The sequence below is a fragment of the Tritonibacter scottomollicae genome, assembly GCF_003003215.1.
GTDB classification, from domain to species: domain Bacteria; phylum Pseudomonadota; class Alphaproteobacteria; order Rhodobacterales; family Rhodobacteraceae; genus Epibacterium; species Epibacterium scottomollicae.
The window spans coordinates 353315-379631 of the sequence record NZ_PVUF01000002.1 but is presented as its reverse complement, the minus strand read 5'-3'; the positions used below and the strand labels follow the sequence as shown (position 1 = coordinate 379631).

Annotated in this window: 23 protein-coding genes; 7 read left to right on the top strand and 16 right to left on the bottom strand. The window is 61.1% G+C overall.

What is annotated here, in order from left to right; all coding sequences use genetic code 11:
- Window positions 1–193 precede the first annotated feature (193 nt).
- Entirely contained in the window at window positions 194–1240 is a 1047-nt protein-coding gene (locus CLV89_RS05640) for a rhamnan synthesis F family protein (protein WP_165798090.1), read from the top strand.
- Window positions 1241–1289: 49 nt separating this feature from the next.
- Here the strand turns inward: CLV89_RS05640 and CLV89_RS05635 are convergent, their stop codons facing one another.
- On the bottom strand, window positions 1290–1940 hold the full coding sequence (locus CLV89_RS05635; RefSeq protein ID WP_106162653.1) for a peroxiredoxin: 651 nt from the start codon (window positions 1938–1940) through the stop codon (window positions 1290–1292).
- Window positions 1941–2229: 289 nt separating this feature from the next.
- Between CLV89_RS05635 and CLV89_RS05630 the strand changes: the two genes are divergently transcribed.
- Entirely contained in the window at window positions 2230–3672 is a 1443-nt protein-coding gene (locus tag CLV89_RS05630) for an aldehyde dehydrogenase family protein (RefSeq protein ID WP_106162652.1), read from the top strand.
- Window positions 3673–3859: 187 nt separating this feature from the next.
- Window positions 3860–4567: a helix-turn-helix transcriptional regulator gene (locus tag CLV89_RS05625; protein WP_106162651.1), complete on the top strand. Its 708-nt coding sequence runs from the start codon at window positions 3860–3862 to the stop codon at window positions 4565–4567.
- Here the strand turns inward: CLV89_RS05625 and CLV89_RS05620 are convergent.
- The 10 genes from CLV89_RS05620 to CLV89_RS05575 form a co-directional block, all read right to left on the bottom strand.
- A complete protein-coding gene (locus CLV89_RS05620; protein ID WP_106162650.1) occupies window positions 4564–5217 on the bottom strand; it encodes an RluA family pseudouridine synthase in 654 nt (217 codons plus the stop codon). The two genes, CLV89_RS05625 and CLV89_RS05620, sit on opposite strands and share 4 nt — an antisense overlap.
- Window positions 5218–5274: 57 nt before the next feature.
- Complete coding sequence (gene rarD / locus CLV89_RS05615) at window positions 5275–6210, bottom strand: EamA family transporter RarD (RefSeq protein WP_106162649.1); 936 nt, start codon at window positions 6208–6210, stop codon at window positions 5275–5277.
- 127 nt (window positions 6211–6337) lie between these two features.
- Complete coding sequence (locus CLV89_RS05610; RefSeq protein WP_106162648.1) at window positions 6338–8791, bottom strand: GcvT family protein; 2454 nt, start codon at window positions 8789–8791, stop codon at window positions 6338–6340.
- A 92-nt stretch (window positions 8792–8883) separates the two neighbouring features.
- Window positions 8884–9780, bottom strand: coding sequence for a homocysteine S-methyltransferase family protein (locus CLV89_RS05605; protein WP_106162647.1), 897 nt, complete (start codon window positions 9778–9780; stop codon window positions 8884–8886).
- Window positions 9777–12221 (bottom strand): GcvT family protein, encoded by a 2445-nt coding sequence (locus CLV89_RS05600; protein ID WP_106162646.1) that lies wholly within the window; start codon window positions 12219–12221, stop codon window positions 9777–9779. Before CLV89_RS05600 ends, CLV89_RS05605 begins: the two co-directional genes overlap by 4 nt.
- Window positions 12222–12251: 30 nt before the next feature.
- On the bottom strand, window positions 12252–12623 hold the full coding sequence (locus CLV89_RS05595) for a GFA family protein (RefSeq protein WP_106162645.1): 372 nt from the start codon (window positions 12621–12623) through the stop codon (window positions 12252–12254).
- The gene (locus tag CLV89_RS05590) at window positions 12620–13249 is read right to left on the bottom strand and encodes a LysE family translocator (RefSeq protein ID WP_106162644.1); all 630 of its coding nucleotides are present in this window, start codon (window positions 13247–13249) and stop codon (window positions 12620–12622) included. Before CLV89_RS05590 ends, CLV89_RS05595 begins: the two co-directional genes overlap by 4 nt.
- Window position 13250: 1 nt before the next feature.
- On the bottom strand, window positions 13251–13820 hold the full coding sequence (locus CLV89_RS05585; protein WP_106162643.1) for a helix-turn-helix domain-containing protein: 570 nt from the start codon (window positions 13818–13820) through the stop codon (window positions 13251–13253).
- 172 nt (window positions 13821–13992) lie between these two features.
- Window positions 13993–14448 carry a GAF domain-containing protein gene (locus tag CLV89_RS05580; protein ID WP_106162642.1) on the bottom strand — a complete coding sequence of 152 codons (456 nt, stop codon included), beginning with the start codon at window positions 14446–14448 and terminating at the stop codon, window positions 13993–13995.
- Between the two features lie 89 nt (window positions 14449–14537).
- On the bottom strand, window positions 14538–15710 hold the full coding sequence (locus CLV89_RS05575) for a thiolase family protein (protein WP_106162641.1): 1173 nt from the start codon (window positions 15708–15710) through the stop codon (window positions 14538–14540).
- A 96-nt stretch (window positions 15711–15806) separates the two neighbouring features.
- Here CLV89_RS05575 and CLV89_RS05570 point away from each other — a divergent pair, with 96 nt between their 5' ends.
- From CLV89_RS05570 to CLV89_RS05560, 3 genes are all read left to right on the top strand, one after another.
- Window positions 15807–16151: an STAS domain-containing protein gene (locus CLV89_RS05570; protein ID WP_106162640.1), complete on the top strand. Its 345-nt coding sequence runs from the start codon at window positions 15807–15809 to the stop codon at window positions 16149–16151.
- A 33-nt stretch (window positions 16152–16184) separates the two neighbouring features.
- A complete protein-coding gene (locus tag CLV89_RS05565; protein ID WP_106162639.1) occupies window positions 16185–16625 on the top strand; it encodes an ATP-binding protein in 441 nt (146 codons plus the stop codon).
- A gap of 316 nt (window positions 16626–16941) precedes the next feature.
- A complete protein-coding gene (locus CLV89_RS05560) occupies window positions 16942–18519 on the top strand; it encodes a gamma-glutamyltransferase family protein (RefSeq protein ID WP_106162638.1) in 1578 nt (525 codons plus the stop codon).
- Between the two features lie 57 nt (window positions 18520–18576).
- On the opposite strand, the gene hspQ is transcribed toward CLV89_RS05560, so the two are convergent.
- Complete coding sequence (gene hspQ, locus CLV89_RS05555) at window positions 18577–18903, bottom strand: heat shock protein HspQ (RefSeq protein ID WP_106162637.1); 327 nt, start codon at window positions 18901–18903, stop codon at window positions 18577–18579.
- A gap of 228 nt (window positions 18904–19131) precedes the next feature.
- Here hspQ and CLV89_RS05550 point away from each other — a divergent pair, with 228 nt between their 5' ends.
- Window positions 19132–19719: a transglycosylase SLT domain-containing protein gene (locus CLV89_RS05550; protein WP_106162636.1), complete on the top strand. Its 588-nt coding sequence runs from the start codon at window positions 19132–19134 to the stop codon at window positions 19717–19719.
- 38 nt (window positions 19720–19757) lie between these two features.
- On the opposite strand, the gene CLV89_RS05545 is transcribed toward CLV89_RS05550, so the two are convergent.
- The 4 genes from CLV89_RS05545 to CLV89_RS05530 form a co-directional block, all read right to left on the bottom strand.
- Window positions 19758–20357, bottom strand: a complete 600-nt coding sequence (locus CLV89_RS05545; protein ID WP_106162635.1) for a LolA family protein — start codon at window positions 20355–20357, stop codon at window positions 19758–19760.
- A gap of 67 nt (window positions 20358–20424) precedes the next feature.
- Complete coding sequence (locus CLV89_RS05540) at window positions 20425–23454, bottom strand: DNA translocase FtsK (RefSeq protein WP_106162634.1); 3030 nt, start codon at window positions 23452–23454, stop codon at window positions 20425–20427.
- 118 nt (window positions 23455–23572) lie between these two features.
- Window positions 23573–24751 (bottom strand): aminotransferase class I/II-fold pyridoxal phosphate-dependent enzyme, encoded by a 1179-nt coding sequence (locus CLV89_RS05535; protein WP_106162633.1) that lies wholly within the window; start codon window positions 24749–24751, stop codon window positions 23573–23575.
- A gap of 108 nt (window positions 24752–24859) precedes the next feature.
- On the bottom strand, window positions 24860–26191 hold the full coding sequence (locus tag CLV89_RS05530; RefSeq protein WP_106162632.1) for an amidase: 1332 nt from the start codon (window positions 26189–26191) through the stop codon (window positions 24860–24862).
- Between the last annotated feature and the right edge of the window lie 126 nt (window positions 26192–26317).

The following is a 26317-nucleotide window of genomic DNA, read 5'->3' as shown; positions in this document are numbered from 1 at the left end:
CGCCTCCTCGGCAACACGCTATGAATTGCGCCTCTCTTCTGGCCGCCCGTTATCCTACTTTGTCTCTGGTGAACTGATGTCGCTGTCCCTGTGGAAAATCCAACGTGAACTGATACGGCCTTTCAAACAATTGAGCCGTTTGCCACCACGTCTCGGCAGTCTGTTCTTCGCGCAACCGTACTATGATCACATTTTGGCGCGTAAAAAGCGGACCCACATCGGCGCTGCTCCACAAACCAACAAGGTCGCAATCTACCTTATTTTCCCGCAAACTGGCGTTCTGGCCTCGCACAAAGTGGCACTGCGCTATCTGATCGACAATGGCTATAGCCCGGTGGTTGTGTCGAACCTACCGCTATCTGACACCGATAGGGACGAGTTGACTGCACTGTCATCGCGCATCATCGAGCGTCCGAACTTCGGCTATGATTTTGGCGGGTATCGTGATGGGGTGCTCGAGGTCATCAACGAGTTCAAATCTGTTGAACGGCTTGTCTTGTTGAACGACTCCGCCTGGTTCCCGCTCCCGAACTCTGGTGATTGGTTGCATGAGGCCGAAGCGTTGAATTTGGATTTTGTCGGTGCGGCCAGCAACTATGGCCATGAGCGCGTCGATCTCGAAGACTACAGGCAGATCCGCTGGAGCTATAGTTGCGATCACCGCAACTTTCACTATTGCTCATTTGCGCTGATGATCTCTGAAAACGTTCTGAAGTCACCGGCCTTCCGACGCTTCTGGCGCAAATTCCCGCTGACGAACAACAAGACGGTGACCGTTCGTCGGGGCGAGATCGGGTTGAGCAGCTGGATTATCTCACATGGGTTCAGTCATGGTAGCACGCTGGATATTTCGGACCTCGATACTGAGCTGGCCCGCCTCTCGGACACGGAATTGAAGGCCGTCGCTCGGGACACCATCATTCCCGAAATGCCGCGCGCTAAGGCGTTGAGAGAGGATTTCATGTCCCGTACGGCCACACGGGAAGAATTGATCGGCTTCATCCTGACGGCAGTCGCCCGTCAAGGGATCAGCTACACCCAGCCGCGCCTGATGCATCAAAGCCGTGGTTTCGCGTTTCTGAAGAAATCGCCGATCTGGCTGGACGAAGACGCCTCCGATCTGACGCTGCGCTTTGTTCGCGATCTGGACGGCCCGTTTGGTGACACGATCCGAGACGAAGCCCTGAACCTGAGACGGACCCGCGGCAAAGCTTTTGCTGCCTCAGCCGACGCGGCATAACGCGGCAAGAGCGGTCACCGCATGCAGCACACGGTGACCGATTGAGATTTCACTCCGGCGCCTTTGTCTTGCGCAGGTAGGGGAAGATCGTCTCGAACTCGCCGAATTTCGCTTTTGCATCCTCATTGGACACCGACGGTGGGATGATGACATCTTCGCCCGGCACCCAGTTAGCCGGGGTGGCAACACCCTTGGCGGAGATCTGCAAACCGTCCAACGCCCGCAAAATTTCCGCGAAGTTGCGGCCCACAGTCATCGGATAGGTCATGGACAGCTTCAGCTGCTTGTCCGGACCGATGATGAAGACGGACCGCACGGTTGCGCTGTCGGCGGGGGTACGGCCATCAGGCAGATAGGCCTCGGCGGGCAGCATGTCGAAGGCCTTGGACACCGCAAGACCCTCATCCGCAATTATCGGGAAACCAGCTTCGGACTTGCCGTAGCTCTCGATGTCGCTCTTCCACTTGCGGTGGTCCTCGGCGCTATCGACAGATACACCGATGACCTTGGTGTTGCGCTCCGCCCACTCTGTGCTCAGTTGCGCCACTGCAGAAAACTCTGTGGTGCAAACCGGAGTAAAGTCCTTGGGGTGAGAGAACAGAATGGCCCAGCTGTCGCCGATCCAATCATGAAAAGTAATGGTGCCCTGATCGGTTTCTGCCGTGAAGTTCGGCACTACGTCATTAATACGCAAACCCATTTGAGTGCTCCTCCTGTATCAAGTCGCGTGAATCGCTGCGCCAAACCTACTCCGTTTCTGTCCGGGTGAAAGCATATTGCCCATTCACGTCCATTTTTGTCGCAGGTCACCAAATCTCCCACAGAAATTACAAGTTCAATACGCTGACAAAACACGGTTTCATGAGGCGCGAGATCTGACGCCGGAATTTGATCAAAAATCCGACTTGTAGAGAGCTGCGGTCACTGACACACTGCCCGCAACGCGCCGAAGACCGGCCAGATTCCATACCTGATAGGGGAGCTGAAACATGCTTGAGAAACGTGATTTTTACATCAATGGTCAGTGGGTTGCGCCCTCTGCAGCCAACGACTGTGCCGTCATAGACCCATCCACAGAAGAAGCCTGCACGGTGATCTCTCTGGGCGCACAGGCCGACACGGATGCTGCCGTTGCTGCTGCGAAGGCAGCATTGCCCGGCTGGATGGCGACCCCTCCTGCTGAACGTATCGCGCTCGTTGAGAAACTGATCGAGGTCTATAACACCCGTACCGAAGAGCTTGCGCAATCCATGTCCACGGAGATGGGCGCGCCGATCGATCTGTCCCGCAGCAGCCAGGTCGGCGCGGGCAGCTGGCACCTCGATGGGTTTGTGAAAGCAGCGAAAAACTTCGAGTTCGAACGCCCCCTTGGCGATCATGCCCCCAACGACCGGATCATTTACGAAGCGGTCGGCGTGACGGCCCTGATCACGCCGTGGAACTGGCCGATGAACCAGATCACGCTGAAGTTTGGCGCCGCGGCAATTGCGGGCTGCACCATGGTACTGAAGCCGTCCGAACAAAGCCCGCTGAACGCGATGATCTTTGCCGAGATGGTCCATGAGGCGGGCTTCCCTGCAGGTGTGTTCAACCTTGTGAACGGCGATGGTGCGGGCGTTGGCACGCAGCTGTCGTCGCACCCGGATGTGGATATGGTGTCCTTCACCGGCTCCACCCGCGCGGGTACGGCGATCTCCAAGGCGGCCGCTGACACGCTGAAGAAGGTGCATCTGGAGCTTGGTGGCAAAGGCGCAAACCTCGTCTTTGAGGATGCGGATGAGAAGGCGGTGAAACGTGGTGTGCTGCATATGATGCAGAACACCGGCCAGAGCTGTAACGCACCCTCGCGGATGCTGGTCCAGAAGAGCATCTATGACCGTGTGGTCGAAGAAGCCGCCACAGTCGCCAACAAGGTCGAGGTCGGCCCCGCCTCTCAGGAAGGCCGCCATATTGGTCCCGTCGTCAATGAACTGCAGTGGACCAAGATCCAGGACCTGATCCAACAGGGCATCGATGAGGGCGCACGTCTGGTGGCAGGCGGCACCGGTCGCCCGGATGGGCTGAACAAAGGGTACTACGTGAAGCCCACGGTCTTTGCTGATGTGAACAACCAGATGACCATCGCGCGCGAAGAGATTTTTGGCCCGGTGATGGCGATCATCCCGTTCGAGACCGAGGAAGAGGCGGTCGAGATCGCCAATGATACGCCTTATGGACTGACCAACTACGTCCAGACGCAGGACGGCGCACGCGCCAACCGTCTGGCGCGGGCTCTGCGCTCCGGCATGGTGGAAATGAACGGCAAATCCCGCAGCGCCGGTGCGCCCTTTGGCGGCATGAAGCAATCCGGCAATGGTCGCGAAGGCGGCGTTTGGGGGCTTGAGGACTTCCTCGAGGTGAAGGCCGTTGGCGGCTGGACGCCAGAAGCCTGATCCCGCACGAAGATTGACATCAGGAACCGCCCTTCGGGGCGGTTCTTTTTTGCCGTGGTGCAGTCATCAGCACGGCGTCTTTAAACGTTCATCAAAACTTGCAAGACTTTGAGCACCGGTACAGCGTTTTAGCACCGTGGATTGAGCCCAGCCCTGCGCCAGGCTTGCCTCAGTGAGGAGGTGCGCAATGGATTTTAGCGACGCTCTGGGCGTGGATCTGTCCGCCGACCAGAGGGCGGAGACAATTATCCGATCAGTGGCCAGTGCCGAGGCACCCGTGGTCACCGCACTGGTTGCAGTCCCCGACCCCGCGCTGATCTGCGAAAAACTGCTGCGGTTGCAACGGTACTGCAGCATCGTTCCTCGCCTTGAGATCGCCGAGGTGACCGCGCAGGGCATCACCCTGGCAGCCGAGCCACACGACGAACCACCGGACCTGAAATGCGCCGCAATTCTGCAGGGGGTTCTGGAACGGGCGGGGTTCAAATTTGTTTCGGCCCAAGGGCGGAAAATCCGGTGGAAGAATGCCCCGGGCATTCCCACGCCGCCTCCCTGCGAATCTGCGCAACTGACGGATCATCTGGTTCAATTGATCGCCTCGGACCTTTCACGCGCCTGGCGCATCGAGGACGCAGCCCTGCATCTTGGCCTCTCCACTCGCAGCCTGCAGCGCTATTTGCACGCCGAAGGGGGAACATTTTCGATCACCTTGCGACAGGCGCGAACGGACCGGGCAGCCGCACTTTTGCGGACCAGCAGCCTGAGCCTCGCGGAAGTTGGATTTTACTGTGGCTATGCAGATCAGGCGCATTTTCAGCGCGAGTTTCACAGACAGATCGGCACGACGCCGCGCAAGTACCGGATCAAACAGCACGCCCAAAGGCGTGTCGATTAGAATGGGGCTTTGCTACGGAACTTGTGAGAGGCGCCACCTTCGGGATGTTTGAGCCGCAGCTCCTCCGAGTGCAGCATCATACGTGAATGCTCTCTCGCCGCACCGCTGGCATAGAGCGGATCCCCGAGGATTGGATGACCAAGTGACAGCGTATGAACCCGCAACTGATGCGACCGGCCGGTTTTGGGAGACAAGCGCACACGGGTTTCGTTTTCGCCGTAGCTGACGACCTTCCACTCCGTCTCCGCCGGTTTGCCGGTTTCAGTGCAGACTTTTTGCAGCGGACGGTTAGGCCAATCCACGATCAGCGGCAGATCGACCGTCCCGCTGCGCGGTTCAAGATGTCCAACCAGACGCGCGACGTAGGTTTTCTTCGTCATGCGCTTTTCAAACTGCAGGCCAAGATGCCGTTGCGCATGTGGTGTCATCGCAAAAACCATCACCCCCGAGGTATCACGATCCAAACGATGTACCAAAAGCGCCTCCGGAAAGGCGGCCTGAATGCGGGAGATCAGGCAATCGGCCAGATGCTCTCCCTTGCCGGGCACGGAAAGCAGGCCCGCAGGTTTGTTCACCACAAGCAACTGCGAGTCGTGATGCAGAACATCAAGCGGGTCGCTCGGCGGGCAATATTCGCTGGATACGGTCATGAGCCGCTGCCTAGCTGTGATCGGCGTGCCAAGCAAGCATCAGTCTGCGCGCGGGCCTCAGGCCTCACGCGCGGGCGCCGCCTCGGTCAGGGCCGCGCGTCCCTTGCGCCGCATCTCCCGCAGCAGAGAGACCGAATAGATCACCAGCGCCACCCAGATCAGCGGGAAGGCCACCATGCGGGCACCACCAAAGGGCTCTTTGAACACAAAGACCGCGACGAGAAAGATCATCGTCGGCGCAATATACTGCAAAATTGCGATGGAGGAGAGCTTCAGCAGCTTGGCGCCATTGGCATAGATGATCAGCGGCACCGCCGTGACCACCCCGCACCCCAGCAGCAGCAGCGTGTCGAACTGCACGGAGGCAAAATGACTCTGCCCGGTGGCGGTCAGATAGCCGATGTAGCCCAGCGCCGGAATGGTGAGGATCAGCACCTCCAGCAGGAAGCCCTGATTGGGACCGATGGGCAGGGACTTCTTGAAGAAGGCATAAAAGCCCCAGGATACAGTCAGCCCCAGCGCCGCCAGCGGCAACCGCCCGGTTTCCACGGTCAGGATGATCACCGCAAGGCTGGCGAGGCCAACCGCAACCCACTGCGCCCGAGTGAGGCGTTCACCGAGCAGAAGCGCGCCCAGCGCAATCGAGAACAGCGGGTTGATGTAATACCCCAGCGCCGCCTCCAGCGCGTAGCCCGACCCGACGGACCAGACATAGATGCCCCAGTTCACCGAGACGAACGCCGCGGTGACGCAGCCCATGGCCAGCACGCGCGGGCTGCGCAAGGCAGCCTTCAGATCCGACAGACGGCCCAACATGATCAGGAGGATACCGGCGATCGGCACCGACCAGATCACCCGATGCGCGACCACTTCGGTGGGGGGAATATGGGCCAGCAGCTTCATGTAGAGCGGCAGAAAGCCCCAGAGGATATAGGCCGTCAGCGCAAAGGCGAGGCCCTGGGGCGTATCCACGTTTTCTGGTTTGCTGCTCATCGCCGGGCCTCCTCCCCAATCCGAATCGACCGTCCGGCAACGTGCCGTCAACGACTTCACAAATAAAAGAAAACCGCAGCGCCGCCATAAATATGGGCGCTGCGGTCGTGTCGACGTAGCAGATGTATCAGGCTTTTACACGCTCCGACTTGGGGTCATACAGCGGTTTGAGAGAGACCTCTGCCCGCACCCTCGTGCCGCAGACATCAATCTCGTAGGTGGAGGCCAGCACATCCGCCGCGGCCTCACCCTTGCACGGCACATAGCCAAGGCCGATCGCCGCACCAAGGGTATGACCGTAGTTGCCCGACGACAGGTAGCCCACGCATTCCCCGTCCCGCAGGATCGGCTCGTTGTGAAACAGCAGGGGCTCCGGATCGGTCAGGCGGAATTGCAGCAGACGATTGTGCGGTCCGCTCTCCTTGCGTTCGGCCACGGCAGCACGGCCGATGAAATCACAGCCCTTGTCGAGTTTCACCGCAAAGCCGAGCCCCGCATCCACCACGTGATCCTCGCAGGTGATGTCATGGCCGAAATGACGAAAGCCCTTCTCGATCCGGCAACTGTCCATCATGTGCATGCCGCAGAGTTTCAGGTCGAGGTCCTGCCCGGCCTGCCACAGGGTCTCGAACACATGACCGGCCATGTCGGAAGAGACATAGACCTCCCAGCCCAGCTCTCCCACATAGGTGACCCGATGGATGCGGGCGAGGCCCATGCCGATCTCGATCTCCTGCGCGGTGCCAAAGGGGTTCACGGCGTTGTAAAAGTCATTGGGCGAGACCTTCCGCAGCAGCGCGCGTGCATTGGGCCCCATCACCGCCAACACGCCCTCGCCCGCCGTGACATCGGTGATGACCACGTTGAAGGCACCGCGGTGGCGCATCATCCAGGTCTGATCCGCCAGCCGCGTCGCAGCGGGCGTGACCACAAGATAGGCCGTCTCAGACAGGCGGGTGACGGTCACATCCGCCTCGATCCCACCAGTGCGGTTGAGGAATTGGGTATAGACGATCTTGCCCACAGGCACCGAATAGTCTCCACCGCCGATGTAGTTCAGGAAGGCCTCCGCATCCGGCCCCTCGACGCGGATCTTACCAAAGGAGGACATGTCGTACATGCCGACATTCTCGCGCACGGCACGATGTTCTTCGGCAGAGTTCTCAAACCAGTTCTGGCGCTTCCAGCTGTATTTATAATCCTTGTCCTGTCCCGGCGCGGCAAACCAGTTGGCGCGTTCCCAGCCCGCCAACTCGCCAAAGACCGCGCCCTGTTCTTTCAGCTGATGATGGAAGGGCGTGCGGCGCACCCCACGCGCGCTGGCCTTCTGGCGATAGGGGAAATGGTCCGCATACAAGAGCCCCAGTGTTTCCTTGGAGCGTTCGAAAAGATAGTGCCTGTTGCCTTGGAAGGGCTGCATTCGGGAGATGTCCACGTCGCCGAGGTCAAAGGGCTTCTCGCCCGCCTCCATCCACTGCGCCAGCGCCATTCCGGCACCACCTGCAGATTGAATACCGATGGAGTTGAAGCCGGCTGCGACCCAGACATTGTCCATCTCCGGCGCGAGGCCGAGGTGATAGGCATCATCGGGCGTGAAGCTCTCCGGCCCGTTGAAGAAGGTATGTATCCCCGCCTCGGCCAGCATCGGCATGCGGTTCACGGCGGCCTCAAGGATTGGCTCGAAGTGGTCAAAATCCTCCGGCAGCTGGTCGAACTCGAAACTTTCGGGGATGCCCGTCATGGCCCAGGGTTTGGCGTTGGGCTCAAAGGCTCCAAGCAGGATCTTGCCCGCATCTTCTTTGTAGTAGGCGCATTCGTCCGGCACCCGCAGCACCGGCATCTGGGTCAGGCCCGCAATGGCTTCGGTCACGATGTAGAAATGTTCGCAGGCATGCAGCGGCACATTGGTGCCCGCCATGCGGCCCACTTCATGCCCCCACATGCCAGCACAATTCACCACCATATCGCATGCGATGTGGCCCTGCTGCTGCCCGTCATCGGAGTGCCAGTCCACCCCGGTGACACGGCGTCCGTCACGCCGAATACCGCTGACCTTGACGCGTTCTTGAATGATCGCGCCGCGTTGCCGCGCGCCCTTGGCCAGCGCCAGTGCAATATTGGCCGGGTCGCCCTGCCCGTCCCTGGGCAACCAGACCCCGGCGGTGACATCCTCGATATTCAGGTGATCGTATCTGGCCTTGACCTCATCGGGCGAGATTTCCTCCACCTCGACCCCGAAGGCCCGCGCCATGGCGGCCTGACGGAATATCTCCTCGCGGCGCTCCTCGGTGAGGGCGACGGTGATCGAGCCGCACCGTTTGAACCCGGTGGCAACCCCGGTTTCCGCTTCCAACGCGCCGTAAAGCTCCTGACTGTATTTGGCGAGCTTGGTCATATTGGCAGTGGCGCGCAGCTGCGCGATGAGGCCTGCGGCGTGCCATGTGGTGCCGGAGGTGAGCTGTTTGCGCTCCAACAGCACCACATCCTGCCAGCCCAGCTTGGTCAGGTGATAGGCGACGGAGCAGCCCACGACGCCGCCACCGATAATGACAACACGGGCCTGTTGCGGAAGTTGGTTCATTGGTCTGCTCCTTTCCGTTCGGAAAATCGTATCTGGGGCGCACCACCGCGAGCGGGGCGCCGCCTCTTGCCACGAGGTCGCAGTGCGGCAAGTTAGACGAGGCGATGCCCTGCGGCCCTGAGGCGTCGGGCCAGCTCGGCGATGTGGTCGGGACCGACCTCGCAACAGCCGCCGACAATTGTGGCGCCCGCCGCAACCCATTCCATTGCATGATCGGCATAGTCCTGCGGACCAAGATCAACCCGTCGGCTGAGGGCGTCGACGGTGGGCGCGTCCTGCAGAAACCCTTCGGCGATGCCGTCAAAGCCATTGGCAAAGGCCCCAAAGGGCAGATCGTAGGTCTTGAGAATAGCAAGCGCCGGCAGGATGGCCTCCGGGCGGGAGCAATTGATCAGCACCGCGGCGACCTCATAGGTCTGAAGCAACGGCAGAACATCCGACAGCGGCTCGCCCGAACGCAAGCGCGTGCCATCCTCATCCATCACGCTGAAGGCAATCCACACGGGTTTGCCCAGATCAGAGATGCCGCGCAGGATCCCTTCGGCCTCCTGCACCGACGACACCGTTTCGGGCAGAAGCAGGTCGACGTGCGGCGCCATGTATCGGGCGATTTCCCGAAAGGCGGCTGCCGCGACCTCCGGGTCGGGCTTCAGATCAGGCCGATAGGACGCATAGAGCGGCCCCAGCGCCCCGGCCAGACGCGCCCCCGGATACGCAGTTTGCGCTGCTTTGGCCTGTGTCAGCGCCGCATCGAGCAGGGGAAGCAGTTGCTCCTCTTCGCCAATCCGCGCCAGCCGCGACCTGTGCACGGCGTAGGTGTTTGTGGTCGTCACCGTTGCCCCCGCCGCGAAATAGTCGCGATGGAGCGTGCCCACCAGATCGGGCGCCTCCATCATCACGGCGGTGGACCAGAGCGGCGTGGCCTTTGCCCCTCTGCGGCGAACCAGTTCCTGCCCGATGGAGCCATCCAGAAGCGTAATCTCGGTCATGCGCGCAGCCTTTCGTTGTGAGGATCCCACAGGGGTTGGTCGGGCTGTACGGTGGCGCGGTGCTTGCGGCCGTAGATCTCCACCTCCAGCTCGGTGCCCGGCGTGGCAAGATCGGCGCGGACCATGCCCAGCGCGATGGAGGCCCCCACCCGGTACCCCCAATCACCGGAGGTGGTTTCGCCGACGATCTGGCCGTCCTTCCAGAGGCACGACATATAGGGCGCGTCGGCCTCGCCTGCCTCGACCACCAACGTGACAAAGCGTTTCTGCGCCCCCTGCTGCCGCTCCTGCTGGAGCGCGGCCTTGCCGGGGAAGTCCTGCGGCTTGTCGAGTTTCACAAAGCGGTCCAGCCCGCCCTCAAGCAGACTGTAGTCGGTCGAGAGATCACCCTTCCACGCACGGTAGCCTTTCTCAATCCGCAGGGAATTCAGCGCATACATGCCGAATGGCTTGGCGCCCGCCTCCCGGATCGCGGCGTAGATCGCGGGCATGTGGTCGTACAGCGCGTGAACCTCCCAGCCAAGCTCACCGGCGAAGGAGACTCGGACCAGATAGGCGGGGTGACCCGCCACCGTGGCGGCCTGATGGCTGAGCCAGCCCAGCGAAAGATCGGCGTCGGTGAGCGGCGCAAGGATTTCGCGGGATTTGGGGCCGGTGACGATCAGCGTGTCGCGGCAGGTGCTGAGATCCTCCACTGTGACGCCGGCGGGCATGGCGGCGCGCAGTATGTCCCGGTCGTGCCATTGGGCCGAAGCGGCGGTGATCATCGTGAACTCATCCTCGCCGCTGCGCAGGCAGGACATTTCCGTCAAGATGCGGCCCCGGCTGTCGGCGATATAGACGAGGTTCATCCGGCCCACATTGGGCAGGCCGCCGGTGACGAGGCCGCGCAGGGCCTCTGCCGCACCCTCTCCCGAGACTGCAAACCGCGAAAACCCCGGCAGGTCCAGCACGCCGCAGTGGTCGCGCACCGCCTCACATTCCTCGCGGATGCGCTGCTGCCACGGGCCAGCACGGCCCCAAGTATGGGTGGCCTCTTGCGATGTGTCATCGCCCGGCTGTGCAAACCAATTGGCGCGCTCCCAACCGTTGTAGGCGCCCATCTGGCCACCCTGCGCGATGACCTGCTCATGCACCGGCGAGAGTTTCTTGTTCCGCCCGGCGGGCCATTCGTGACGGGGGAAGTGCATGGCGTATTCGTTGCCGTAGACCTCCATGCCCTTTTTCACGCAGTAGTCGTGATCGGTGTAATCGGTGAACCGGCGCGGATCGCAAGACCACATGTCCCATTCGGTCTGCCCGTCGACAATCCATTCCGCCAGCACCTTGCCCGCGCCGCCGCCCTGGGCGATGCCGAAGGTGAACACACAGGCCTCAAAGGCATTCTTCACACCGGGCATGGGGCCAAGCAATGGCAACCCGTCCGGCGCGTAGGGGATGGGGCCGTTGATAACGCGCGACACGCCACAGGTGGCCATCAGCGGCACCCGCTCCATGGCGTCGGTGACGATATCCTCGATCCGGTCGAGGTCATCCGACCAGAGCTGGAAGGAGAAATCCTCCGGCATCGGATCGTCTGATGTGTCCCAATGGGCGCGGCAGTTGGGCTCGTAGGGGCCAAGGTTGTAGCCATGTTTCTCCTGCCGCAGGTAGTAGGAGACATCCACATCGCGCAACAGCGGCAGCTTGCGCCCGGTTTCCTTTGACCAGGCCTCGATATCGGGGATTTCCTCGGTCAGCAGGTACTGGTGGCTCATCACCATCATCGGCACGCTGCGCCCGCCATAGGGCTTGAACCACTCCCCCACGCGCTGCGCATAATATCCGGCGGCATTGACCACGTAGTCGCAGGCAATATCGCCCTTGTCAGTGTGCACGACCCAGCCGTCGTCGGTTTGGGTGACGCCGGTGGCGGGGCAGAAGCGGATGATCCGCTGCCCCAAGTCGCGCGCCCCCTTGGCCAGCGCCTGGGTAACCTGCGCCGGGTCGATGCCGCCATCGTTGGGATCATAGAGAGCCCCGGTCAGATCGTGGGTCTCGATGAAGGGATAGAGCTCCTTCACCTCCTCTGGCGTCAGGATCTTGATATCCATGCCCTGATAGCGCCCCATCGCGGCGGCGCGCTCGAACTCCTGCATGCGCTCGGTGGAATGCGCCAGCCGGATGGATCCGGTCTGATGGTAGTTCATCGGATAGTCGACCTCGTCGCCGAGGCGGGCATAAAGCTCCGTCGAGTAGCGCTGCATGTTCATGATCGACCAGGAGGTCGAGAAGGTCGGCACATTGCCCGCCGCATGCCAGGTAGATCCCGCCGTCAGCTCGTTCTTTTCCAGCAGGACACAATCGGTCCAGCCTTTCTGGGCCAGATGATACAGCGCGGAGCAGCCGACAACGCCGCCCCCGATGATGACCACGCGGGCCCCTGTTGGAAAATCAGACATGGTCGGCTCCCTGTTCACGTTTATCGGGGGTCAGTCCTGTTGCGGCAGCCCGTCGGCGATCTTGTAGTAGTCGCCCTTGTCCGCCACGAAGATGTGCTTCTCCAGCGTGAGGCCGGTGGGATTGTTCACCGCCCCGAGGGCAAAGCTGGTGGTGTCCTCATCCAGCGCTTTCCAGAACAGGAAAGAACCGCAGGTGGCGCAGAAGCCGCGCTTGGCGTTTGGGCTGGAGGCAAACCAGGACACGGTGCCGGTGATGGTCAGATCCGTGTCCGCCACATAGGCCGAGGACCAGATGCCGCCCGACTGGCGCCGACACTGGTCGCAGTGACACATGGACGGCCCCATAGGGGCGGCCTCGGTTTCGAAATGGATATTGCCGCAGAGACACTGGCCTTTGATCATGAAGAAGCCTCCAGATTTGGTGTGCTGCTGGCACCTAGAAGAACACCGTAAATGATGAAACAGATCGCCAGCAGACGGCGGATCCAGATGTTGAAAACGGCTGCCAGTGCTGCCCGGCCCATAATCACGCCAAGGAGCGTGAAGCCGGTGTAGCTGAGCGTGGTCAGCGTCAGCGCGGTGGGCATGATGACCGCCATCTGCGACCAGATCGGCACGTCCGGCTGCACGAATTGCGAGAATGCTGCCAGATAGCCTGCGACGCTCTTGGGGTTGATCGTCGCCACCGCCAGCGCGTGCAAATAAACATGCCGTGCCGGGCGCTCGGCGGAAGGTGCGGGTTTGGCCGCATTGCGCCACCCCCGGATGCCTTGGAAAATCAAAAAGCCCGCCCCGACCAGTTTGGCCACAAAAAACGCGCTCGGTGAGGCCGCGATCAGCGCTGTCACGCCCAGCGCCGAAAGGATCAGAAACCCCGAGGCCTGGGTCAGGATTGCCAGCACCCCGAGCATCGCCTTGCCGAACCCGAGGTTCATGCCGTTGGAGATGCAATTGACCGCATTGGGCCCGGGTGTGGTCACAAAGACCAGCCAGAACAGGGCGAAGAGGGTCCAGGCATCAAAGCTCATGTCAATACACCGGCGGCGCGATGACCCAGACGGCGACACAGGCCTCGTCATAGGGGTTGGCCCATTGGAACGGCTCATTCCGGATGCGGAAACTGTCGCCGGGACCAACGGTAAAGCGACGCTCCGCGATCTGCAGGTCGAGGCGGCCGGAAATCACATAAGCGACCTCCTGCGTCGGGCGATGGGCCCGCGTCTGCATGCGCGCGTTTGGGGCGAAGGTGGAATGCACCATCTCGAAATCATCGGTCAAATCGGGGGAGAGCAGTTCCTCGATCAGCCCTTCTTCACCGGAGCCCATGGGCCGCCGGGCCTCTGCGCGCACGATGTAGCCCTGCTCCTCCACCGGTGCGGAGGCATGGGCAAACAGCATCGACATCGGCACTTCAAGACAGGTCGCCAGCTGCCGCAGGTCAGAGATCGACGGTTCCGACAAGTCCCGTTCCACCTGGCTGATCCAGCCAACCGACCGGCCCATGCGCGCGGCCAGATCGGCGATGGTGATCCCCCGCGCCCGTCTGAGCGCGCGCAGATCGGCGCCAAGCGTGGTGAGAGCCGGGGTGTGATCGTTCAAGGCGGCCTCCGCAGGCTGGTGAAATTTACCCTATAAATTTCATGATGCCTGATCTCTGTGAAATTTAAAAGGAAAATTTCACAAGGGGATTGGAGGGGTCCCCTATCGTCAGACAGGCAGAAAAAAACCGGCACTGAGGCAGCGCCGGTTATTGTACTAAAGACGGGAGCATTCAGAGCCCGCCGAACACGCTCTCCAGCAGTGCAGCCAAGCAATCCGCATCCTCCTGCGTAAATGCGCCGGGCTGGTCGCTGTCGATATCGAGGACACCGATCACCGCTCCGGCACCGTTGCGCACCGGCAGCACGATTTCGGATCGGGTGGACGACGAGCAGGCGATGTGACCGGGAAAGGCCTCAACATCCTCGACCAGCTGCACCGTATTTGCGCGCGCCGCCGCGCCACAGACGCCGCGCGCGAAAGGGATGACCAGACAGCCGTGCCCACCCTGATAGGGGCCAATCTTCAAAACCTCCGGCTCGGTGACGCGATAGAAGCCGGTCCAATCAAAGCGATCATCAGAGTGATGCAGCTCGCAGGCCAGCGTCGCCATCAACGCCACCTCGTCGGTTTCGCCTTCGGTCAGCGCAGCCACTGTCTTGGCCAGATCCTGGTAGTTCACCCGCATTTCAGATTTGCCTTTCCTGAATGTGACAGGAAGAGGCGCGCCCCTCCCTGTCGTGATGCGTCAACCGATAGGATGCGCCTGAACCGAGGTCAAACCCGCTCGATCGCGATGGCTGTACCCTCGCCGCCACCGATGCAGATTGCTGCGATGCCGCGTTGCAATCCGCGCTTCTCCAGCGCGTTCAGCAGCGTCACCATGATCCGCGCACCCGAGGCCCCGATCGGATGACCAAGCGCACAGGCACCACCGTTCACATTGATCTTCTCGCGCGGCACGCCCATTTCGCGCATAAAGGCCATCGGCACCACGGCGAAGGCCTCGTTCACCTCCCAGAGGTCCACATCCTCCACGTCCCAGCCGATCCGGGTCAGCAGCTTTCGCGCCGCCGGCACCGGCGCGGTGGTGAACCAGCCCGGCGCTTGCGCGTGACTGGCGTGGCCAAGGATATGCCCGCGAACCGGCAGCCCACGCGCGGCGGCGGCCTCTTCGGACGCCAGAACCAATGCCGCTGCCCCGTCGGAAATCGAAGAGGCATTGGCCGCCGTCACCGTACCATCGGCACGGAACGCCGGTTTCAGGGTCGGGATCTTGTCGGGGCGCGCGGCGCCGGGCTGTTCATCAGTGTCGGTCACCACCTCACCCTTGCGGGTTTTGACCGTCACTTCAGTTATTTCGCCCTCGAATGCACCACTTTCCTGCGCCGCCAGGGCGTTGGATAGCGACCCCAGCGCAAATGCATCCTGATCTTCGCGGCTGAATTGATAATGCTCGGCGCAATCCTCGGCAAAAGTGCCCATCAAGCGGCCCTTGTCATAGGCGTCTTCCAACCCGTCGAGGAACATGTGGTCGATGACCTGACCATGGCCGATCCGGGCCCCGCCGCGCATCTTGGGCAACAAATAGGGGGCGTTGGTCATGCTCTCCATGCCCCCCGCGACCATCACATCGGCGCCGCCAAGCGCCAGACGGTCAAACGCCATCATCGCCGCTTTCATGCCGGAGCCGCACATTTTGTTGAGGGTGGTGGCCGGCACCTCTTCGCCCAGTCCCGCGGCAAAGCCTGCCTGCCGCGCCGGGGCCTGCCCCTGCCCTGCTGGCAGGACACAGCCCATCAGCACTTCGTCGACGGTGGTGGCCCCTGCTCGCTGCAGTGCAGCCTTGATGGCCGCCCCGCCGAGGTCTGCCGCTGTCACCCCATCGTAAATTCCCTGAAAACCGCCCATCGGTGTTCGCGCCGCGCCCGTGATCGCAATCCTGGCCATTCCGTCAACTCCTCCAAATTTCTGAACTATCCATACTGAATGATAACATTTAAGGTCTAGGGTGAGTTCCAAATATGATGACCCGAGGAACACTCTATGAGCCTTACAAGCACGGAAGCAGACGGCGCACAGGTGGTGACGGTTAACGCCCAGCGCATTGATGCAGCCATGGCCATTCAATTCAAAGAAGACATGCGCACGGAGACGGAGGCGGGGCCAACACGTGTGATTCTCGACCTGTCTCGCGTGGATTTCATCGACTCCAGCGGTCTGGGCGCAATCGTCGCCGCGATGAAGCAGCTTGGCAAGGATCGCAAGCTGGACCTGGCCGGCCTGACCCCGAAGGTCGACAAGGTGTTTCGGTTGACGCGAATGGACACGGTTTTCAATCTTTATGACACGCTGCAGGACGCGCTCGATCCTGAACACGTCGAGACTTAAACCGACCAAGATCGTCTTTGGAGATCGAACTATATGGTTGAAACTTTTGCCTGTTCCTTCAGGGCGACCGAGCTGGATGCCAGGCGTGGCGTCATTTCGGTGGTCCATCGGTTGAAGGACATGGGTGTCCCCGACACCCGTGTCGACGAGGTGCAGATCGCCCTCGCCGAAGCAGTCAACAATGTCGTCGAACACGCCTATTCCGAAACCACCACAGGTGATGTGCTGATCCGATGCAACCTACACTCGGACCGTCTCTGGGTGGAAATTCGCGACGCGGGTATGCCTTTTCCGGACACAAAACTGCCGGAAGGAAAGCCCGCACATGTCGACGCGAGCACACCGCTAGAGGATCTGCCCGAAGGGGGGTTTGGTTGGTTCCTGATCCGCGAGTTGGCCAGTGACATTCAGTACAAGCGCAATATGGACAACAATCAGTTGTCGCTGTGTTTCGAAATCCAGCTCACGAAGTGAACCGGGCAAATTGCTCCAAACCGCTATTTGCGCAGCATTTGTTTCAGATCCGCATGAACTTGCTCGGCCAGCCACAGATCCGACACATTAAAGACCCGCGAGCGCCCCAATGCTGAGCAAAAATTCAACGTAGAGCTGACCTTTAGCTTGCCCCGGCGCCGTGTATTTCTGCCCCCACCTGTCGCGCGGTGCCGGGGTTTCGGCAGTCTGCGCAGTGCCACGCATTCAAGCGCAGCAATCCGGCCCCTCCCGCGTTTTGCCATTGCCTCCGGTTTCAGGACCACTACGCTTCGGTCTCAAACAGGAGAAAACAGGAATGCGTGATTTCCAGAAACCGGGCCGCTCTGCGGTTTTCGCCCAGAATGGCATATGCGCCACTTCGCATCCCTTGGCTGCCCAGGCCGCCATCGACATTCTGAAGCGTGGCGGCAATGCCATGGATGCGGCAATCGCTGGCGCGGTGCTATTGGGGATTTGCGAACCACAGATGACCGGCATCGGCGGGGATTGCTTTGTCCTTTATAATCGGGCGGGCGAAAACAGGGTGCGCGCCCTGAACGGATCCGGTCGGGCCGCCGCAGCCGCGGATGCGGACCACCTGCGCGCTCAGGGGCGCCAGACCGTACCGTTGAATGCCGCGGATGCCGTCACCATCCCCGGTGCCATGGATGCGTTCTGCCGCTTGGCGGAAACAGAAGGCAAACTCGGCCTCGATGCCATTCTGGCCCCCGCCATACACTATGCTGATGAAGGTGTGCCCGTTGCCCCGCGCGTTGCATTTGATTGGGGCAATGACGCGTCTACCCTGCAGGGCTCCGCGCGGGAGGCCTATCTCTTTGACGGCAAGGCGCCGACACAGGGCGACATCTTTCGCGCTCCCGGACAGGCCGAGGTGTTACGCCGGGTCGCCAAGGACGGGCGTGATGCATTCTACACCGGAGAGATCGCGGACGACATGATCGCCGCCCTTGCGGCGCGCGGTGGTGTGCACACCGCAGATGATTTTGCCGCGACGGAGGCCACGCCCACAGATCCGGTCTCGGGACACTACAAAGGGACAGACCTGCTGGAGCATCCGCCCAACGGTCAGGGCGCCACCGCGATCCTGATGCTTAACATCCTGAAGCATTTCGACATCGCAGCCATGGACCCTAACGGGGCTGAGCGCGCTCATATCGAAGCTGAGGCAGCAAAACTCGCCTATGATGCCCGAAATCGCTTCATTGCGGACCCGGATTACATGTCCCGTCTCGACCATATGTTGGCATTGGACACGGCAGAGCGTTTGGCCGCATTGATCGACCCGAAACGGGCCATGGCCGCGCCGCAAGGGGTCAGCGAAGCAGTGCACAAGGATACTATCTACATCACCGTTGTTGATAGGGACCGGATGGCCGTGTCGCTGATCTACTCGATCTTCCACGGATTCGGATCCGGCATTGCGTCGGAAAAGTTTGGCATCCTGCTACAGAACCGGGGCGCGGGATTCTGCCTCCAGCCCGGGCACGCCAATGAACTGGCAGGCGGCAAGCGCCCAATGCACACGATCATCCCGGCAATGCTGGCAGAAAACGGTCGCATCACCATGCCATTCGGCGTCATGGGCGGCGCGTACCAGCCCAACGGGCATGCGCGGTTTGTGTCTAACCTGAAGGATTTCGGCATGGACCCGCAGACCGCAATGGACGCACCACGGGCGTTCTGCGATGCAGGCACGCTGAAAGTTGAGCGAGGTTACTCGGATAAAGTGAGAGCCGAGCTCGCCGAAATGGGTCACAAAGTCGACGTTTCAACCAACGCGATCGGTGGCTCGCAAGCCATCCAGATTCACGCCAATGGCGTTCTGGAAGGGGCAAGCGATCCCCGCAAGGATGGATGCGCGATCGGATACTAACGCGACAGGACAGGACGTCGGGGGACGCCCCCGGCACCTGTCTCGCGTCGAACGGCGTCAGTTCAGATGATACTGCAGCTGATAGTTGCCGTCATCAAACCCGGTGAACATCTCGTGCAGGTCAGGATGGCTGACCGGTTCGCCGGAATAATCCGCAACCAGATTTTGCTCTGAGACATAGGCAACGTAATAGCTCTGATCGTTTTCGGCGAGCAGGTGGTAATAGGGTTGTTCCTTGGCCGGACGGCTCTCCTCCGGGATCGCCTCATACCATTCCTCGGTATTGGAAAACTCCGGGTCCACGTCAAAAACGACGCCGCGGAACGGGTGCTTTCGATGACGGACGACCTGGCCAAGATTATATTTTGCGCGCGTCTTCAGCATGTTTGTCGGCCCTCTTCTCCCCCTGTACTAACGGTTTCCGTCCTCGGTTGTCCAACCTTGGTGGTGACAATTTGCAGAAACAGTCTGTCAGGCCGCCAACGACAGTTCCACAACCCCCTAGTTTCACGTCAATTTTTAACAATCGGCGGGAAATGTGAGCGCTATTCATTGGGGATTTCCTCCCTGATCGCAATTGGCTAAACTGCCAAAAAAACAGAGGCAGAGGCAATGAGCAGAATCATAAGTGCCCTGGTGCTCCTGTTGGCATTGGCCGCCTGTGGTGGTGGATACAAATCCCCACCGCGAAATTTGGACAACGCCTGCAGCATTATCAACGAGCGCCCGAAGTATTTGCGTGCGTTCCGCGCGGCAGAACGCCGGTGGGGTGTGCCGGTGCATGTGCAGATGGCAACCATACATCAGGAAAGCCGCTTTGATGGCAGGGCCCGCACACCGCATAAATATGCGCTCGGCATCATCCCGATGGGCCGCATTTCCAGCGCCTACGGCTATGGCCAAGCTCTGGACGGCACCTGGGAAGACTACAAGAAAGACACCGGCCGTCGCTCTGCACGCCGGGACAAGATTGATGACGCCACGGATTTCATGGGTTGGTACATGACGCGCAGCTACCAGCGCAATGGCATCCAGCTAAGCGATGCGCGCAATCAGTATCTGGCCTATCACGAAGGTCACACGGGCTACGCGCGCGGCAGCTACAACAGAAAGAGCTGGCTGCTGGGCGTCGCGAACAAGGTCGAAGCGCGCTCAAATGCCTATAAGGTTCAATTGGACAGCTGCCGAAAATTCAGGTGAAGAACTGCCCCACGCCAAATGGTGTGGGGCAACCTATATCAGCGGTCGCGTCTTGGACGTGAGATGCTGAACAGGCTGGATTTAAACGACATTCCCGTTTTCATATCACCGAGAATGACCGTGGTCGTCTCGCCAGCGCTGCCGTAGATAACCCATTTTCGCAGCTGTACCGGCGCATCGGTGAACATCATTTCGATGCTGCCATACTCCGGGTTCTTAGGGTCCTGCGCACGCACCACGGTGGACACCCCATCAAACCCATGTCCGACAACCATATTCGCGCGCCCCAGATTCACGTTCCGCGCCAGGATGATCGACAACGGCGTACGGCTGAGCGGATAGGTCTCTGGCGGCTGGTTTGATTTCGGGTCCATGATCGCGACGGTACCGGCCTCGGCCAGCACCAACCCGGAATGTGGCGGATCATATTCAAACCGCACCTTGCCCGGACGGCGAATATAGAGCTTCCCGGTCGACAGGCTGCCGTCATCGTTCACCTGAGTGAAGTCTGCCTGAGCAGTGGCAAAACTGTTCATATAAGAGGAAATCTCGTTCAGGCTCAGCTTCTCCGCCGCGGTTGCAACGGTGGAAGCCAATGTGGTCGCGCCGAGCGCGAGAGCAAAGACAAACTGTTTCATAACTTAGAAGATATGCGCCTCAAGGCCAAAGTGAAGAGGCCGGGCACAGCGCCCGGCCTTTTGTTGCTCATTGCTCGGGAACGAGAATTTCCCTTTTACCAACGTGGTTTGCAGCAGAAACGAGGCCTTCTTCCTCCATCTGCTCCACCAACCTCGCGGCCTTGTTATATCCGATACCCAGTTTGCGCTGGATGTAGGAGGTCGAACACTTGCGATCCTTGATGACGATCCCCACCGCCTGATCATAGAGCGCATCTTCGCCGTTGGTGTTCCCACCGGTATTGAGACCCAAGACCGCATCGATGTTGTCGGCCTTTGCATCATCCGGACCTTCAACCACGCCACCGACGTAATCGGGCGGGCCGAATTGTTTGAGGTGGTTGACCACCTCTTCGACCTCTTCGTCCGACACGAACGGGCCATGGCAGCGCGTAATACGGGCGCCGCCCGCCATATAAAGCATGTCCCCCATGCCCAGAAGCTGCTCGGCCCCCATCTCGCCCAGAATGGTACGGCTGTCGATCTTCGAAGTCACCTGGAAGGAAATCCGGGTCGGGAAGTTCGCCTTGATGGTGCCGGTGATTACATCCACCGATGGGCGCTGTGTCGCCATGATGAGGTGAATGCCTGAGGCCCGCGCCATCTGTGCCAGCCGCTGAATACAGGCTTCGATTTCCTTGCCCGCCACCATCATCAGGTCTGCCATCTCATCGACGATGACGACGATGTAAGGCAGCGACTTGGGTTCGAATTCCTCGGTCTCGAAGATCGGCTCACCAGTGTCCTCGTCAAAGCCGGTCTGGACGGTGCGCGAGAACATCTCGCCCTTGGCGAGCGCCTCTTTCACGCGACCATTGTAGCCCGCAATGTTGCGCACGCCCATCTTGGACATCTTGCGATAGCGGTCTTCCATCTCGCCCACGACCCATTTGAGGGCAACAACCGCCTTTTTCGGATCGGTCACAACGGGGCTCAGCAGGTGCGGAATGCCGTCATAAACGGACAGTTCCAGCATCTTCGGGTCGATCATGATCAGGCGGCATTCATCAGGCGTGAGCTTGTAAAGCAACGACAGGATCATGGTGTTGATCGCCACCGACTTACCAGAACCGGTGGTCCCGGCGATCAGCAGGTGAGGCATCTTGGCGAGGTTGGCGACCATACTGTCACCACCGATATCTTTGCCCAGAGCCAGCGGCAGGTTCTGATTGCCATCGCCGAAGTCGCGACTGGCGAGAATTTCGCGCAACACCACCTTTTCACGGTTCTCGTTCGGCAGTTCGATACCGATCACCGTACGGCCGGGCACAGTGGACACCCGCGCCGACAGGGCAGACATCGAACGGGCGATGTCGTCAGACAGACCGATCACACGAGAGGCCTTGAGACCCGGCGCTGGCTCCAGCTCATACATGGTGACCACAGGGCCGGGGCGAACCGATACGATCTCGCCCTTTACGCCATAGTCGTCGAGTACGGTTTCCAACATGCGGGCGTTTTCTTCCAACGCTTCATCGCTGAGATGCAGGCGTTCAACACCCGACGGGTTGGTCAGCAGTGACAGCGGTGGCAATTCGAAATCGCTGTCGCTCTCCTCGTTAAACAAATTCGGTTGCGCCTCCGCCTGTGCGCGGGCTGAGGGCTGAACCGGTTTGCGCTGAGGCTGTTCCACGACCGCCTTGCGAGGTTCTGCGACCGGGATTTCCATCGACACGTTTGCGGCGGGCTGAGGATCAGAGCGCGGTGTGATCTGGACCCGAGGTGCCTCAGCAGACGGCATGGCTGGTGCGGGGCTGGTCATGGCAGGTTCTTCGGGCAAGTTCTCCGTCGGGACCTGGTCGGCGAGGAACGCATCCGGCATGTCCGGCGCAGCTTTGGGCGTGTTCAGTGCAGAAGCGACTGGCGCCTGTGGGATCGCTTCCGGTGTCGGGGCGGCAGGAATTTCAGGGACAGATGAAACACCGGCGGTGAGCTGCGGCTCGCTTGCGGGGGACGCCTGCGGCGCGCTTTGATTGAAAATCAGCGGTTCGGGCCGTTTGCCACGCCCCTTTGTCAACGACAGGTCCGACGGCGGCGGTGTCTTGGATCGACGGATGCGGACGGCATTGGCGATCTTTTCGGCGATACGCTCGTCACCCGGAACATTCGGAACGTCGGCGACCGGTTCGGGATCCACCAGTTCTGGTGCTGGCATGTCCGTCGCCTCACCCCGCCGGATCAGATTGGTTGCACGGCTGAACAGACCTGTGCGCTCCTCGACAGGGGGGGCCGCGACGGGCTGCGGCGCCGGTGCATGCAGACCAAATTGCGGTTCGTTGCGGACAAATTCAGTCTCGTCCATAGGGTCGCTGTAGACCAGTGGTTCGTCTTCTGCGTCGAGTGCCAGAGTGCGTTGTTCTGCCCGGCGGTTCTGCCATGAACGCGCGGCCTGAAGGCCGCCATTGGCGCCACGGCCCAAGAGGTTTGCCAAGGCACCGTAGGCCAGCACCAGTCCAATCAACAGGAAACGCCCGATGCGCGTCACTTCGGAACGGGTAAACCCAAGAACAAACGCCCCCAGCGCCAGCACGGCGATGGCCGTCAGGAACGACAGGAACTTTACCAAGAACGCAAGACCGAAAGGCAGGAGCGCCAAAAGGCCGCCCAGGGCCGTATTGCCGATCATCCCACCAAGACCAAAGCTGTGGAACGCCTTCCATTCGTCACCCGGCACCAGTGTCTCAAAGTGCAGCGCCACAATAATCAGCCAGAACACCAGCATCAGGGCTGGCCAGAGCACTCGGTCCTCGCCCCTGTGCAACAGGAAGCGCGCACCCCATGCAAACAGAAACACGGAGATCGCCCAAGCGCCCTTGCCAAGGAATGTGATCAGCAAAAAGGCGATCGAGGCCCCGGTCTGACCAAGCCAGTTTTGTACCGGCGCGTCTGTGGACACCATCCAGTTGCTGTCGTCCGGCGTGTATGAGCCGATCATCGCGGCCACCAGCAGGCCAACGCCAATCAACAGAAGCCCGATCAGCTCCTTGCCACGCTTTTCGATAGCCGCCTGCATGTTGCTGTCCAGAAGCGGATCTCTGCTGCGGGTCTGAAATGCCATGCCTACCTCGGTTCGCTCGCGCAGGGCATCGGCTGTTTCGCTCTTGGATCAGCCCCGCGGGTGTTTCGTCTTGCTCTTGGCCTGTTCCCGGCTTTGGGAACAGGCGATCTTCTTATTCTCAATAGAGACAATCGCGCAGCAAAGTAAGCGCTGCACGTGTCTGTTCCGCAGAGGCCACAAGTGCCACGCGGATATATCCATGCCCGGGATTCTCTGCCCCCTCGCCCTGCGCCAGGAACGAACCCGGCAGCACACGCACGCCGGTTTCCTGCCAGAGCTTCAAGGTCGCCGCCTCGGCATCCTCGACCGGCAGCCAGAGAAAGAAGCCGGCTTCGGGCGACATGTATCCGTTGAGACCGGCAAAGACCTCATCCGCAACGCGATATTTTTCCTGATAAAGCGCACGATTTTCGACAACATGCGCCTCATCCGCCCAAACCTTTGCGGCCGCGGCCTGCAACGGACCGGGCATTGGGGCGCCGGAATAGGCACGCAGTTTCTTGACCTGCACCAATGTCTCGGGTCCGCCAGCCAGCAAGCCGGAACGCAGCCCCGGCAGGTTGGAGCGTTTGGAGAGCGAATTGAACAGAACAATCCGTTCGGGATCCGCGCCCAGCTCGTCAGCGACCGTCAGCGCGCCCACCGGGGCGCTGTCTCGGTAGATCTCGGAATAGCATTCATCCGCGAAGATCTTGAAATCATATTTCTCTGCCAGGCGGATCAGCTGTTCCCAATAGGCGCGCGAGGCCACGGCCCCCTGCGGATTGGCTGGCGAGCAGATATAGGCCACGGCGGTGCGGTTCAGCACCTCTTCGGGCAGCGACGCATAGTCGGGCAGATGGCCGGTCTCATCGGTGGCGGGCACGAACACCGGCTCGGCGGCAACCGAAATCGCCGCGATCATGTAGACCTGATAGAAGGGGTTCGGGATCAGCACCACCGGGCGCTGGCCGTTCTTTTCCTCGGGGCAGAGCGCCATGGCGGCATTATACAGCCCCTCGCGGGTGCCATTGAGCGCCATCAGCCGGGTGGCCGGGTCCAGCGTCACGCCATAGCGCTGCGCCGCCCAATCGGCCATGGCCCCGCGCAGGGCGTCGGTGCCTTCGTTCTGCGGGTAGCTGTTAAAGCCTGCCGCGTTCTCCATGATCACATCAGTGACCCAAGACGGGAATGCGTGCTTTGGTTCGCCAATGGTCAATTGCACCACATCGCCACCGGGCGCGTGATGGTCAAGAAGCGCACGCAAACGCGGAAACGCGTAGGGCGGCAGATGGGCAAACCGCTCGGGAAACTTCATGTCTGTGCCTCAATACCGGGATCGTAATCGCCCCGTTTTGTCCCGCAAGTTACAGGCCAAAGGAGCATGCGTCCACCCGCTGATGGCGCGGGTGCAACAGTGTGTCTTTCAGGCCAAAGCCGCCTCAACGCCAGCGCCCACGCGCAAAAGCGCCTCTTCGCAGTTGGGCTGACCAATCACCTGCAGCCCGCAGCTGGGCGTGCCGGTGGGCAGCGACAGCGCGCAGATTCCCATCAGATTGCCGATCCGCGTGTTCCGGAGCGCCATGAGATTCGAGGTGACGTAATAGTCGTGATCACTTTGGAGCCGGGCGAGGTTTGGCGGCAGAATCGGGGCTGTCGGCGCCAGAACCGCGTCAAAGCCAGCGACCGCCTGATCCCAGATCATGCGCACCTGCTCCAGCTTGGCCCATGCAGCGACGTAATCCGCCCCCGCGAACTCCGCGCCGGAGCGGAACCGCGCCAGAATCTCCGGGAACATCAGATGAGGTGCTGCCTCGATCACGTCCTTCCACAGGCCATAGGCCTCGGTGGTGAACAGGATCGGCGACAGGACCATCGCCTCGGGCAGCTCCGGCACCTCCAGCGGCACGATGTCCGCTCCGGCTTCACGCAGCTTGTCCAGCGCGGCGGCATGGGCCGCGGCCACCTCGGGTGCAAGATCATCCTGCGCCACCGTGCGCAGGTCGGCAAACCGCTTGCCCTCGACGCTTGCGCCTTCCAGATCCGGCGCGGCGGCGGAGCCTTCAACAAGCGCCAGCATCAGCGCCGCATCCTCGACCGTGCGGGCCAGCGGGCCGATGGTGTCAAACTTCAGACATAGCGGCACCACGCCCTCAAGGCTGACGCGCCCGGAGGTGGTCTTGAGCCCGACCAGATCGTTCCAGGCCGAGGGGATGCGCACAGATCCCCCGGTATCCGAACCGATCGCCCCGGCCGCCAGACCAAAGGCCACCGAGGCGGCCGCACCGGACGATGACCCGCCGGGCACCGCGTCGGGATCATTCACGCAGGGCGGTGTTTCCTTGATCGGGTTCAGCCCGAGACCGGAGAAAGCCAGCTCACTCATATGGGTCTTGCCGAGGCAGACCGCCCCCATGGCGGTTGCGGTCTCCAGCACCAGCGCATCGCGGTCCGGCACCCGGCCTTTCAGCAGATCGGAGCCAGATTCGGTGCCCACGCCGGCACTGTCGAACAGGTCCTTCCAGCTCAGCGGCACCCCGTCGAGCGGCGAGCGGCGCAGGCCGGATTTCGCGCGGTCCTGTGCGGCCTTGGCCTCCGCCAGGGCGCGGTCTCTGGTGACTTGCGTGTAGATACGCGCCGTCGCGGGATGGGCATCAATCGCTGCCAGATAGGTCTCGGTCAACGCCAGCGGGTCGATCTCTCCCGCGGCGATACCGCGGCCCAGTTGCGCGGCGCTCATGGTCAGCCAGTCCTGCATCAGTTTTGCCTTTTCGTGATCCCCGTGCCGGGGGCGGATTTGCGTTTGCGGCCACCGTAGCGACCGCGCATGGGGCGCACAATCCCGACCGGCCCGGATCGCAGCCCCTCGACGGGACTGCGGCAG